Raw genomic sequence first — 13,279 nt, 5'->3', positions numbered from 1 at the left:
ATTTTTATTCTTTAGTATACTTAAAAGTCAAAACCCAGTGCGAAATAGTATACCGGCGCGCCTTTAAATATTCCTTTCATTGGCCAGCCAGCGTCGAACTTCATAAAGTAGCCCAACAATGTACTTCTTACACCAAAGCCGTAACCGCCGGCAAAAGGTCCCAATCCGCCAGCATCAATTCTTACTACAACTGGTGTTTGGTTATTGGCAATTACTTCACCCGGACGTTTGATACCGTTGTACTTGCCATTCCATGCAGTTCCCAGATCAACAAACTGTACCAACTGAAAATTACGCAGGAATGCATTGTTGATGGGTCTGTCGAATAAGGTAGAGAATAAAGGCAGACGGAATTCACTGTTAATTACAAAAGCATTGTTACCGTTAGCTATATTCTGCCTGTAACCGCGCATATTTACGGCAAGAGACTGGAAAGCATAGCTTTGATCTGCAGCCGGCTGATTACCATTATTGAATTTAGGTCCAATCCAGCCATCTACTCCTCCCAGATAATAAATAAGCTTTTGATTCCCCCAAGAGAAATCAGCTGCAACTCTACCTGCCCAGATAAAGTTGCGATAAATTTTATGATAGTACCTGCCATCAAAGCCGAAGTTCATAGTGGCTTTGCCATTATTCAAAGCTGTTTTCTGAGTAGGCATATTAATGTCCAGGTATACCTTGTATCTAAGACCATTCCAGATATTCTGTGTTGGATTAATGGTATTATCGTGCACATACTCTAATCTAGATAAGATATACTTGGATACAGTATCATTATATGCCAATGCAGCAGGATTAGGTTGACCAGCCAAATTATCAAATGATTTTATAACGCCTCTGTCCGAACGTAATCCAATGGTAGCCCTGATGCTTTTTACTTCATTAATAGGATAAGTTACATTAGCCTGATACAAATTGGTATAGAGCATATTGTTAACCTGTATATTGTAGAAGTTTGTGATATTGCTTCTATAATAAGTAAGCCCCCAGTCTAATTTTCTGCGGTTGTTCTGAAAAGAAAGTAAAAGGTCCTTATCGGAAAGGGAAGTACCGAAACGCATACCTGCAACAAATTTCACATCTTCCATCAGGTCGCTAACTCCTACACGGAAAGTGAAGTTGAAATCATTCCCATTGTTCAGGCGAATCGGACCAGCACCACCTGCATAAGGTTGATAACGGTTAATCAAAACATTGTTAGAGAATCCACCCAGTAAATAATCTGAACTGAACTTTAAACGGTAATCGTACAACTTAGATCTGGCCAATGAAGACTGCCTTTGTTGTGGATTTGCCGCTGCATTAATTTTTACTGTAGTATCCGGCAATTCATCTGCAAACTCATTCTGAAAAACAATTACTTTTTTAGCCGTATCATTTGCAGGCTTATTATTATTGTATTGTATGGCTTTTCCCTCTACCAGTTTTTTCTCATCTAAAATTTTCTTTACATACTCTGTATTTCTTGCCGTAACATTTCTTCTGGCCAGTGCCTGTTCATCTACTTTGAGCTTGTAAACAAATTTAAAATCGCCCTCTCTTCTTACTTCACTTACCTGACCGTTATTCCCGGCAATTCTTGTTTCCAGTAATGAGCTCTGATAATTGGTGATCGGGAAAGTATAGGTAGAATCTTTGAACACCTGAAAATAACTTACACTGTCCGGTTCTTGTTTTTGCCAGGCCATCAATGTAGAATCAAATTCCTTAGGTGCCGGATTGCGCAAGATTTCTTCTCCTATGTAGTACAAGGTATCCAGACCATTCCTTTGCGTAGAAAAGAATCCTGCCCATCGGTTGCCAATTCCATTTTCATCAGACACAAATGTGAAGTGATTGGTATTGTATTGCATTGGATAACGGGCATTCCCCATTTTTACATTGGTCAACTGAGAAATCTGCTTTTCGTTGCTGCTGTTCAGAATATCAACCATGTAAATATTAAAAGGATAACGGCTGGGTAGTACAGTGTCTTTATTAGGCGCATTGTTACCAGGTCTGTTCGAAGCAAAAATAATTCCTACCCGGTTTGGAAAAGATACAATGGTGGGATCCAGGTCGTCGTAAACGTCATTGGTAATTTGTGTTGCTTTCTGCTCCTCAATTTTATAAGTATAAATGTCCGCGTGACCATTTTTTACTGCACTTAAAACCAGGGTATTGGCGTCCAGCATAAAGCTGGCATCCAGGATCTGATCAAATCCATCAATGGTTTGCTTGAAGCGTTTGTATCTGGCTATCAAATCGTATACAAACATGTTAATTTTTCCTTTTTCCCAGTAAATCACAAGTAAGCGAGTGCCTTTACCATCCCATGCCATGATGGGATAGTTTGGATTTACATCCTGACCATTGGTTAAAACTCCACTTTTCAACAAAACTTTTGAATCATAGAAATTCTCCATCAGCTTTACTGTGTAGACTCCTTTCTTGAATTCAAGAACAGAATAGGTATTGCTTCGCGGATTGGGATTGGCCTGAAAGCGGAAATAATCCCTCTTACCAATTTCCTCTGTAACTGTTAGTTGTCCTTTTAACTGATTTCTGCGCTGACGAATGTCTTTAATATATCGGTCCTGTTGAAACTGCATAAAATCGTTCAATACATCATTGAATTTTTTCTTGCAAATTCTAAGACAGGCGTTATTGATATTCTTGTACATTCTGGCCAGGTACAACAAATAGGTAATATTTTCTCTGCGATATTTTTCACCAATATAATTCCAGAAAGCATGACCGGCAAGGACAGGCTTTTCAAATGCAAACTGATAAAATGAATTATATCTGCCGCTCAACATGGCACTTTTTAATTCATCGTCCTTTTCTGTACTCCACGACTGACCTGCATAAGCTACATATCCATCTACCATCCATTTAGGCAAATCCAGCAAAGCCTGGTTACTGGCAAACTCGCCAATATCGTCGCCAAATAAGAGATTATCAGTAAGCACTTTGGCTATACCCTCTCTTATTTGTGTTTTTAATTTATTGTGATTCCCGTTGTAATAAACGATAATTTTATTGTTCACCAGTTTGGTTACTCCTCCCGCATTTTGCCAGTCGGACCCCAATCCAATATTGCTGCTTTTAAAATCATTGTAGTTGTTGTAAACCACAATATTGGCTCTTCGCTGCAATGAATATTCAATGAAGTTTTCAATGGATTTTAATTCTTCCTCAGCCACCTGGCTAACAAATTTTCCAAGTTCAACACCTCCCTGCGTAATATAGGTATTGAAATTAGGAGACTGGTAAAATTTCCAGTTGAACTTCTGATGCTGAATTCTGTTCTTACCAAATTCAACACTGTTTACCTGTGCCTTCAGTTCTGTTGAACCAAGGATTCCAAGAAAAAAAATGAGTTTACTGATTCTATTCAATTGCATATCCGAACTTTGGTCTTTAAAATTAGTCATTTACCATTAAAAGCAGGTAAAATAGGTGTATGTTAAAGGTTAAGGTTTTTACATTTAGTCCCATTCAGGAAAATACGTATGTGGTTTACAACGAAGATCAAAAAGCAATTATCATTGATCCGGGTTGCTATTTCCCTGCAGAAAAGGAACAATTGTTCCAGTTTATTCAAACAAATGAACTGGAAGTGGTTAAATTGTTGAACACGCATTGTCATTTGGACCATGTTTTTGGAAACAAATGGGTTTATGAAACTTTCAAGACGCCACTTCATATACATCCCGATGAAGAAGCCATGCTAAAAATGGCCCCTCTCTCCGGCGAAAAATGGGGGCTTCCCTTTGAAAACTACCAAGGACCCTTACAATTCCTTCATCCAGGAGATACTGTTTTGCTGGGAAATGATGCCTTGAAAGTGATATTTGCTCCCGGTCACTCCCCTGCCAGCATCTGCTTCTACAGTGAATCACAGTCATTTTTAATTGGGGGTGATGTGCTGTTCAGAGAAAGTATCGGAAGAACTGATTTGCCGGGAGGAAATCATGAACTACTGCTTCAAAGCATAAGAAACAACCTGTTTACCCTGCCAGATGAAGTAAAAGTTTATCCTGGCCATGGTTTAACCACCACTATTGGCTACGAAAAAAGAAATAACCCTTTCCTTCAATAAATCAAGTCGGCATTAAAGGTCTTGTTGCATAGATGCATTGAAAGCGGTGATGAAAATGGCACCCAGATTTTTATGAGGTGGCACGTAGTCATCAAATTTTTCTCTGGCACTGCCACTGAATCTCACAGCTAGATTGTTCCATAGATTGGGCCACTTTAAATTTTTACCTAAACGGATGTCTTCACTAATCACATTAATTAATCCCTGATTAATAACTCCGGTTCCAATTTGCTTGGAAGAAATAATATGAGCTCCGGGAGCAATTTCCAACACTTCATTTAAACGCTGATAACCACCGCAACTGCCCAATAACACCAGTTTGGCAGAAGAAGGCATTTTGTGAACAGTCTGATTCAGATAATAACTATGTCCCCGGTGAATAACCACACTGGGATGGAGTTTCTGTTCATTTAAATAGGCAATTAAACTATCCTGAGACTGTGTATCCAAATCTTCTGTTTCGTCTAATGGCAAGTTGGCAAAAATGGTAATGGGAACTCCTTTTCTGGAACTCACTTCCACCCACTGTGATTTTTTGGTGATTTTCCAGTTGGGATTTCTGAACCTGTTTAAGAATGCATTGAAGATAACCATCCCGTCCTTATCACCGTAAAAGAATTGCTGCATAACTACCCTTCCATTCAACTCATCCTTCAACAACTGATTCGGCAATTCATACACAGGCATGATTCCCAGCTTCGCAGATAAATCAATTTTGTTGTTCGGCTCCAGGGAGGAAAAAATAGTTTCGAGTAACTCATAAATCACTTTCCCTCTCTTGTTATTGATTTCAGTGCAACGATTTAATTCGGCGCGAACCTGATTCAGCATTAGTTTTTTTAGAGAAGGATTATAAATGCTTGCATAAGAATCCGCCACATCAACCGCATCTTCCAGTGAATTTGTTTTTTCCAATCCATTCACAAATCCCTTCATCAGCTTCTCTGCATCCTGCTTATCCATTTTGGCAAGAAAATCGTCCAGTTTATTATAAGCAGCTGCAATTTTTTATAAACTTTTTATAATAATCATAATTAACCCATTTCAAAATAGAATCTGCCCTGGGAACTTTCATTCCCGAAAAAATCCTTGGATACACTCCGCTAACATAACTCGAAGTATACAGTTCTTCCTCTCCGGTTACAGCCAGGTAATACAATTCCTGCGGACTTAAGCGACTGATTATTTTAAAACGGACCGCCGGATTATTTTCATCGTGTAAGGCATTGATTTCATTGATATATAATTCAATGCCTTTTGATTTTAATTTGGCACTTAATACTTTAGCAGCCATAGGGGTATCTCCGGCCTGCATTCTGCTTGCATAATCTATTCGGGTTCTTACCAGCAAACTATAATATCCAGATGAAGTATCATTTCCTACATAACGGGTAATAGAATCCATTTTTAGTTTGCCTGTATACAGCTGATCTAAAAAAGGAAAATACATTCTGCCAGTACTTGTTAAAGCCAGTTGTGCCACAATTTTCACAAAAGGATGATTCACAGATTGAATCTTTTTACCAAGGGGATTGGGGGCCGCCGCATAGCTATATAATTCTTCCGGATTTCTGAATGCAGCCTGTATAATTAAACTTTCAGCAGAAGCGGTGGCCGGGCTTTTTACCAGAATGGGTAAAATTCTATCCGGGTTTCTAACACATTGTTTTACTACTATACTGTCTTTAACTTCATTGATACCCACATTCTTTACCAGGCCAATATTTTCTGCAAATAGTCCTGCTGACTCCAGGTCAAGAACCTGCATCAGAGGGGCAATTGATTCTCCTTTCAACTGAGAACGCATAGCGGTTTGATACGTCTCCAGGAGTTTCACAATAGAGGTTGGCGCCGGCCTGTTCACTGTACTATTATTCAAATAGCCGGTCAATATTTCATTTACGCCTCTTAACCAGGTATATTTTCCATTGTTATCAATCAATTCACTTCTTTCAATAAAATTCCTCAGCTGAAATAATATCCGGTCAACATTACGTTGATCTTCCTCTGAAATGGGAACAAGTTGGGCTTTATTGGCGCGGATGGCATCCCACGATCTAACAATGTACTCATGATGTAATTGTCTCATTGCCGGTATCTGGGGCATTGAGTCTGTTTGCTGGCCAAAGCCAGTATTCATACTGAATAAAAAGAGACAGAAGAAATAGAAATATTTATACATATTGGCTGTAAAAATAGTCAATCAGTCAGTTAACAATTAGATAATAATACAAAATGCCATTTATGCCGTGGAATGAAATTAACTTTGTGTAAACAGAATGTTAATATGGAAGTGAAGCCGAAACAGATTTTAATTGCGGATGACGAACCGGATATCCTGGAAATTATCCGCTATAATCTGGAAAAGGAAGGCTACGATGTGCATACGGCAAAAGACGGAAATGAAGCCATTGATAAAGCCAAGCAGCTATATCCCGACCTCATCATTTTAGATATCATGATGCCCAGAAAGAATGGGGTTGAAGTTTGCTCCATATTAAGGACCCAACCCAGCTTCCAGGACACCCTGATTATTTTTTTAACCGCAATGAGCGACGAAAGTTCGCAAATCAAGGGATTGGAAACAGGGGCAGACGACTATATCAGTAAACCCATCAGTCCGAAAGTACTAGTTAGCAGAGTGAATGCATTATTCAGACGTGTGTCTACCAAAGAAGCAGGAAAAACCTTACAGATTGGTAATATCAGCATAGATCCGGTTAAGTTTCTGGTTACCATTAACGGCAACGAAGTGGTACTGGCAAAAAAAGAATTTGAATTAATTTATTTGCTGGCATCCAAGCCGGGAAGGGTTTTTTTAAGAAACGAAATCCTCACCCAAGTCTGGGGCAATGAAGTAATAGTTGGTGACAGAACCATTGATGTACACGTAAGAAAAGTAAGACAGAAACTAGGTATTGACTGCATTACTACCGTAAAAGGGGTTGGCTACAAGTTTGAAATTTGACAAAAGCTTAAGTTTCAATTGTGTAATTTGCTTACATGCTGAACACCAAAAACCTATCTCCCAAACAGTTATCAGCCTTTACTGCTGCCATTCTGGCCATACCTATTTCATTGGGTATCTGGCTAATACAACCAGACATAACCATTGCATTTATATCCTTATTAGTAACCTTTCTGGGAAGCTATTTTTTAATTGGCTTTGTACTCGAGTCTTTTATTTACCGAAAAATCAAATTGATTTACAAATTCATTTATCAAACCAAAGCCAGCAAAAGAGAGGAAACCTATTATAAATACATTTTGCCTCAAAAAGGAATTGATGAAGTAAGAGAAGATGTAGAAAAATGGGCAGAGCAAAGAAGCGCAGAAATAGAAATGTTGAAACAGAATGAGGTTTTCCGAAAAGAATTTTTGCAAAACCTGGCCCATGAGTTTAAAACACCCATTTTTGCCATTCAGGGTTATATTGACACGCTTAGAGACGGGGCCATCGACAATAAGGAAGTTAGTCTGCGTTTTCTGGAAAACACTTCCAAGAATGTAACCAGAATGGTAAACCTGGTTAAAGACCTGGATGCCATTTCCAGATTAGAAACGGGTGAACAGCCCTTACACAAGGAATACTTTGTAATTCAGGAATTAATCAAGGAAATTTTTGAAACACTCTCCATTAAAATTGATGCTAAAAAAATCAATGCCAGCATTAAAAAAGGTTGCGAGTTCCCCATTACTGTATTTGCAGATAAAGAGAAAATAAGACAGGTAATTAATAACCTGGTGGTAAACTCCATAAAATACGGAAAAGAAAACGGCCAGATTATAGCCAGTGTGTATAAAACAGATGAAGAACATGTGCTCGTAGAATTGAGCGACGATGGAATTGGAATAGCCGAAGAGCATTTGCCAAGGGTTTTTGAACGATTTTACAGAACCGACCGGGGAAGAAGCAGGGATGTTGGAGGAACAGGTTTAGGCCTGGCAATCTGCAAGCATATTATTGAAGCCCATAGTCAGACCATACATATCCGGTCGAAAATTGACGTTGGCACTACAGTAGGTTTTACGCTCTCTATCAAATAAATACAAATTTGGTTTTATTTGTATATTATCTAATTATTAACTTTTCTTAAACGAATGTCCCAACCTGCCCATTAAGGTACTTTTGCTGAAAATAAACACTATGGGCATAAACAATATCGGCCGTTTTTTCATGCCAAAAAACCAGCTATTCTACGAGTTATTTGAAGACGTGGCAGAAAAAGTTCACGAGATGGGTGGCAAACTAAAGGAAATGGTCAGTGAAGCAGACCAGGACAAGAGAAGAGCAATCCTTGCTCAGATTGAAGACCTGGAGCATAAGAACGACGATAATACCCATAAAGTGTTTACAGAATTGGGCCGTAATTTCATTACTCCTTTCGACCGCGAAGACATTCACTATCTGGCAACAGCATTGGATGATATTGCTGACTATATTTTTGCGTCAGCTAAGAAAATCAATTTCTACAGTGTAAACCCTAACGATACCGGCATACAGAAAATGGCGGATCTTATACTACAGGGCACCGTTGAAATTAAGAAAGCGGTTATGGGCTTAAGAAATATGAAGAACCTGAGAGAGATGACAGAAGCCATGGTAAAAGTAAACAGTATTGAAAATCAGGCTGATGATGTATTTGATATGAGTATTGAAATGTTATTCCAGCAGGAAAACGATTTCAAGGAAGTAATCAAGAAAAGAGAAATCTATCAGGTTATGGAAATTGCTACGGATAAGTGTGAAGACGCTGCCAATGTAATTGAGTCCATCATTATTAAATACGCCTAAGAGGCATTAAACATAGTTATGTTTACACTATTAGTGATCATTATTGTTTTGGCCTTTATTTTCGATTATATCAATGGGTTTCATGATGCGGCCAATTCAATTGCAACCATTGTTTCAACTAAAGTATTAACTCCATTTCAGGCTGTATTGTGGGCTGCGGTTTTCAACTTCGCTGCTTTCTTTATTTCCAAATACATTTTTAAAGAATTTGGTATTGGTAATACTGTTGCTAAATGGGTGAATGCTGATTTCATTACGCTGGAAGTATTAATGGCTGGTATAATGGCCGCCATCACCTGGAACCTAATTACCTGGTGGTTTGGTATCCCTTCCAGCTCCTCACACACATTAATGGGTGGATTCATTGGAGCCGCTCTGGCACATGCAGGTGGACTAAGCGGAGAAGCGGGCGATGTTATCAACTATGCAAAAGTGGTTCCCACTTTTCTGTTTATCTTCTTCGCGCCATTAATTGGTATGTTCATTGCATTTGTTATTACCATTATTATCGTGCATTTATGTAAACGATCGAACCCCTACAAGGCAGAAAACTGGTTTAAGAAACTACAGCTGGTTTCTTCAGCTGCATTCAGTATCGGGCACGGTGGAAATGATGCACAAAAAGTAATGGGGATTATTGGAGCAGCCATCATTTTCTATGAAAAGAATGCACATGGCGTAATCATGGACTTCAATACATTCGTTACAGCCTATCCATGGGTTCCATTTACCAGTTTCTTGTGTATCGGTCTTGGTACATTAAGTGGTGGCTGGAAAATTGTGAAAACCATGGGTACCAAAATCACTAAAGTAACCCCATTAGAGGGGGTTGCTGCAGAAACTGCTGGTGCTATTACCTTATTCATGACCGAACACTTTAAGATACCAGTGTCTACTACACATACCATTACCGGTGCTATTATTGGGGTTGGAGCAACCAAAAGATTAAGCGCTGTAAGATGGGGTGTAACCGTAAATCTTTTGTGGGCATGGATTTTAACCATTCCAATTTCTGCAATGATTGCCGGAATATTCTATGCCATTATTAAATTGATTGAGTAAAATAATCAACCAAAGCATTCAATTAGCGTATATTGCAGAAAACATTATACGCTTTTTTTATGGCAAAAATTTTAGTTACAGGAGGTACAGGTTATATAGGTTCCCATACTATCGTAGATTTAATTGAGAATGGATTTGATGTTATATCTATAGATAATTTTTCCAGGTCAACAACCATTGCATTAGCTGGTATAGAAAAAATTACAGGTAAGAAAGTAAAGAACTATACCGTAGACCTGAAAAACTTCGATGAAACACAGGCAGTATTTCAGGAGAATCCGGACATTGACGGTATCATTCATTTTGCTGCATACAAAGCAGTGGGTGAGTCTGTAGAAGAGCCCCTGCGCTATTATGAAAACAATATGTTCGGGTTAATTAATTTATTGAAGTGTGTTCAGGAATTCTCCATACCTAATTTTGTTTTTTCTTCTTCCTGCACTGTTTACGGAAATCCGGATGCCATACCGGTAACAGAAAACTCTCCTATTAAGCCAGCAGAATCTCCTTATGGAGCAACCAAACAAATGGGAGAAGTTGTAATTAAAGATTTTACTAAAGCAATACCTACTAAAACAATCTTATTAAGATATTTTAATCCGGTAGGAGCACACCCGTCTTGTAATATTGGAGAACTGCCAGTAGGTAAGCCGCAGAACTTAGTACCGGCCATTACGCAAACAGCAATAGGCAAACTACCTAAAATGTGGGTACATGGAAACGACTACCCTACCAAAGATGGTTCCTGCGTAAGAGACTATATTCATGTTTCTGATATTGCACATGCACATACACTGGCCATTCAGTATTTAATGGACGGGAAAAATGAAACCAACTGCGATGTATTCAACCTGGGAACAGGCGATGGCGTTAGCGTATTAGAAGCTATCCACACTTTTGAAGAAGTTAGTGGTGTAAAACTAAACTATGAAATAGGACCTCGCAGAGCAGGTGATGTTATTGCTATTTATGCCAATAACGATGCGGCTGTTAATAAGCTAGGCTGGAAAATTAAATACGGCATTAAAGAAATGATGGACACAGCCTGGAAATGGGAGTTGAAGATGAAACAGGAAGCGGATCAGGCTGTTAACAACTAGTTTTTCAACTGATTATAATAATTGAAAAGCTTTTCCAAATCAGATTGCTTTCTGAATTTTGTTTTTCTTTTTTAATGAAGGCAGTCATTTCTGTAGCCTTATCTGTCATAAGAGCAAGCACATGTTCTTCTTTGGTAATTTTTACCAGTTTTGTACCAGCTGCTGCATAAAAATTAACCAGTTTCTCAGTTGTGGTAACGGCTCCGGTGCCAAATACTTGTTTGGTTTCAGTTTCAAATTTAGTATCCATCAGCAATCGCAATTTGCCATTGGCTAAAATTTGATAGAAGTTATTCTGATCCAAACCATCAATTGGGTCAAATCCCTTTTCAAACACCGTGATGCTTCCATTGGGCATTTCAAATTCAACCTTGTAAATAGGACTAACGACTTCCATATCTGCACCTGAAGGTTCCTGATAAAACAATCGGTTGAAATGCAGTAAAAGTTTGTATTTAAAGTCACCGGACAGTTTGCCGGTCTTGGTATATAGATTGGCTTTCAGGTATTCAGGATGAAACAAATAATCGGCATGCTCAATGGTAGCCGACTTAGAACGCACATCAACACCGTTCTCATCTTTTAAAAAGATACGGGTTCCCAAACCCTGAGCATTAGCAGTGTACATGAAAGCAACTGCAAACAATACAAACAGAATTTTCATACTGTTAATATAATAAAGATTATTGATTAAGCATTTTCTCCGCATTTTCAGCCATCTGCAATGCTTCAATAAACTCATCAATTTCACCATTAATTACGGCATCCAGATTGTAAGAAGTTAAACCAATTCTATGATCCGTAACCCTTCCCTGCGGCCAGTTATAGGTTCGTATTTTAGCACTGCGGTCACCGGTACTAACCAGGGTTTTACGCTGACGGGCAATTTCATCCTCCTGCTTTCTCACCTGCTCTTCGTATAGCTTGGTTCTTAACATAACCATGGCTTTCTCCCGGTTGGCCAACTGAGAACGCTCGGTCTGACAAACTACTACAACACCGGTTGGAATATGCGTAAGGAACACTTTGGTTTCTACTTTATTTACGTTCTGACCACCCGCACCACCACTACGGGCAGTTTCCATTTTTACATCACTTTCCTTCAATTCAAAATCCAGTTCTTCGGCTTCCGGCATTACCGCAACAGTAGCTGCAGAAGTATGTACCCTACCTTGGGTTTCAGTATTGGGTACACGTTGTACACGATGCACCCCACTTTCAAATTTTAATGTTCCGTAAACATCTTCTCCGCTCACTTCTACTACTACTTCTTTGTATCCACCTACAGTTCCCTCACTTTCACTCACCACGGAAGTTTTCCATCCTTTCTTTGAGCAATATTTCAGATACATACCTAATAAGTCACCGGCAAATAAACTGGCTTCATCTCCACCTGTTCCTGCCCTGATTTCCAAAATGGCATTCTTATCATCCTGTGGATCTTTGGGAATCAATAACTTGGTAAGCTCCTTTTCCAAAGCCTCTTTTTTTCTTCCAGCTCAGGCAATTCCATTTTGGCCAATTCGCGCATTTCATCATCGGAACTATTCAATGCCTCTTTGGCATATTGATGATCTGCCAATACTCTTACATATTCCTCGTAAGGCTTAACAATTTTTTCCAATGAACGGTATTCCTTGCTGTAAACGCCAAACTCCTTCTGGTTATTAATAATTTCCGGATTGGTAAGGGCAATTCCAACCTGGTCAAATCTGGCTTTTATGGCTTCGAGCTTATTCAGCATAATGTGGGCATATTTTGGGAGTGCAAAAGTACGGTTTTAAAGGGGTTTTACGTGCCGGAAAAGCTGTCAATTGAAGGTTTTACCCCCTAAATATTAACGAATCATCGGGAGAAATACCTTGAAAATGAAGTAGGTTTGAGGCTGCAAAAGAGCCACATGTCAATAGAAGTAAGTCAGTTACATAAAAAATACGGTACACAAACCGCAGTGAACAATCTCTCTTTTACCATACAGAAAGGAGAGATCGTTGGCTTTTTAGGACCTAATGGAGCGGGAAAAAGTACAACTATGAAAATGATTACAGGTTCCATTGAACCGGATAGCGGAACCATTTTGGTAGCTGGAATCAATATGGCAGAAAACCCAATGGCCTGTAAACAGAAAATCGGCTATTTATCAGAACTGAATCCGCACTACTACGATTTGTATGTAAAAGAGTACCTGCAATTTGTTGGCTCGGTGCACCAGTGTAATAACCTGACACAACTAAT

General features: G+C 39.0%; 11 protein-coding genes and 1 pseudogene. 7 read left to right on the top strand and 5 right to left on the bottom strand.

Going from position 1 to position 13,279, the window contains the following annotated elements:
* Positions 1 to 20: 20 nt before the first annotated feature.
* The gene (locus tag P767_RS0113585) at positions 21 to 3,389 is read right to left on the bottom strand and encodes a hypothetical protein (protein WP_037352812.1); all 3,369 of its coding nucleotides are present in this window, start codon (positions 3,387 to 3,389) and stop codon (positions 21 to 23) included.
* Positions 3,390 to 3,448: 59 nt separating this feature from the next.
* Here P767_RS0113585 and P767_RS0113580 point away from each other — a divergent pair, with 59 nt between their 5' ends.
* The gene (locus P767_RS0113580; RefSeq protein ID WP_026764961.1) at positions 3,449 to 4,087 is read left to right on the top strand and encodes an MBL fold metallo-hydrolase; all 639 of its coding nucleotides are present in this window, start codon (positions 3,449 to 3,451) and stop codon (positions 4,085 to 4,087) included.
* Between the two features lie 12 nt (positions 4,088 to 4,099).
* Here the strand turns inward: P767_RS0113580 and P767_RS0113575 are convergent, their stop codons facing one another.
* Positions 4,100 to 5,050 (bottom strand): hypothetical protein, encoded by a 951-nt coding sequence (locus P767_RS0113575; protein WP_026764960.1) that lies wholly within the window; start codon positions 5,048 to 5,050, stop codon positions 4,100 to 4,102.
* A gap of 25 nt (positions 5,051 to 5,075) precedes the next feature.
* Entirely contained in the window at positions 5,076 to 6,176 is a 1,101-nt protein-coding gene (locus P767_RS0113570; protein ID WP_157611545.1) for a hypothetical protein, read from the bottom strand.
* Positions 6,177 to 6,341: 165 nt separating this feature from the next.
* Here P767_RS0113570 and P767_RS0113565 point away from each other — a divergent pair, with 165 nt between their 5' ends.
* From P767_RS0113565 to galE, 5 genes are all read left to right on the top strand, one after another.
* Complete coding sequence (locus P767_RS0113565) at positions 6,342 to 7,055, top strand: response regulator (RefSeq protein ID WP_245586892.1); 714 nt, start codon at positions 6,342 to 6,344, stop codon at positions 7,053 to 7,055.
* Between the two features lie 35 nt (positions 7,056 to 7,090).
* Complete coding sequence (locus P767_RS0113560) at positions 7,091 to 8,134, top strand: sensor histidine kinase (protein WP_026764957.1); 1,044 nt, start codon at positions 7,091 to 7,093, stop codon at positions 8,132 to 8,134.
* 100 nt (positions 8,135 to 8,234) lie between these two features.
* Positions 8,235 to 8,882, top strand: coding sequence for a DUF47 domain-containing protein (locus P767_RS18395; RefSeq protein ID WP_026764956.1), 648 nt, complete (start codon positions 8,235 to 8,237; stop codon positions 8,880 to 8,882).
* A gap of 18 nt (positions 8,883 to 8,900) precedes the next feature.
* A complete protein-coding gene (locus P767_RS18390; RefSeq protein ID WP_037351879.1) occupies positions 8,901 to 9,944 on the top strand; it encodes an inorganic phosphate transporter in 1,044 nt (347 codons plus the stop codon).
* 59 nt (positions 9,945 to 10,003) lie between these two features.
* On the top strand, positions 10,004 to 11,044 hold the full coding sequence (gene galE, locus P767_RS0113545) for a UDP-glucose 4-epimerase GalE (protein WP_026764954.1): 1,041 nt from the start codon (positions 10,004 to 10,006) through the stop codon (positions 11,042 to 11,044).
* Between the two features lie 4 nt (positions 11,045 to 11,048).
* Here galE and P767_RS0113540 read toward each other — a convergent pair whose 3' ends face one another.
* On the bottom strand, positions 11,049 to 11,708 hold the full coding sequence (locus tag P767_RS0113540) for a hypothetical protein (protein WP_157611542.1): 660 nt from the start codon (positions 11,706 to 11,708) through the stop codon (positions 11,049 to 11,051).
* Between the two features lie 19 nt (positions 11,709 to 11,727).
* Positions 11,728 to 12,788: pseudogene (gene prfA, locus P767_RS17145) on the bottom strand (peptide chain release factor 1).
* 156 nt (positions 12,789 to 12,944) lie between these two features.
* Here prfA and P767_RS18935 point away from each other — a divergent pair.
* Positions 12,945 to 13,279 (top strand): ATP-binding cassette domain-containing protein (locus P767_RS18935; RefSeq protein ID WP_245586891.1); only part of this gene is annotated, 335 nt, incomplete at its 3' end.

This window comes from Sediminibacterium salmoneum NBRC 103935 (assembly GCF_000511175.1).
In the GTDB taxonomy this organism is placed as follows: domain Bacteria; phylum Bacteroidota; class Bacteroidia; order Chitinophagales; family Chitinophagaceae; genus Sediminibacterium; species Sediminibacterium salmoneum.
The sequence above is the reverse complement of the archived record's forward strand: the minus strand, read 5'-3'. Positions and strand labels throughout refer to the sequence as shown.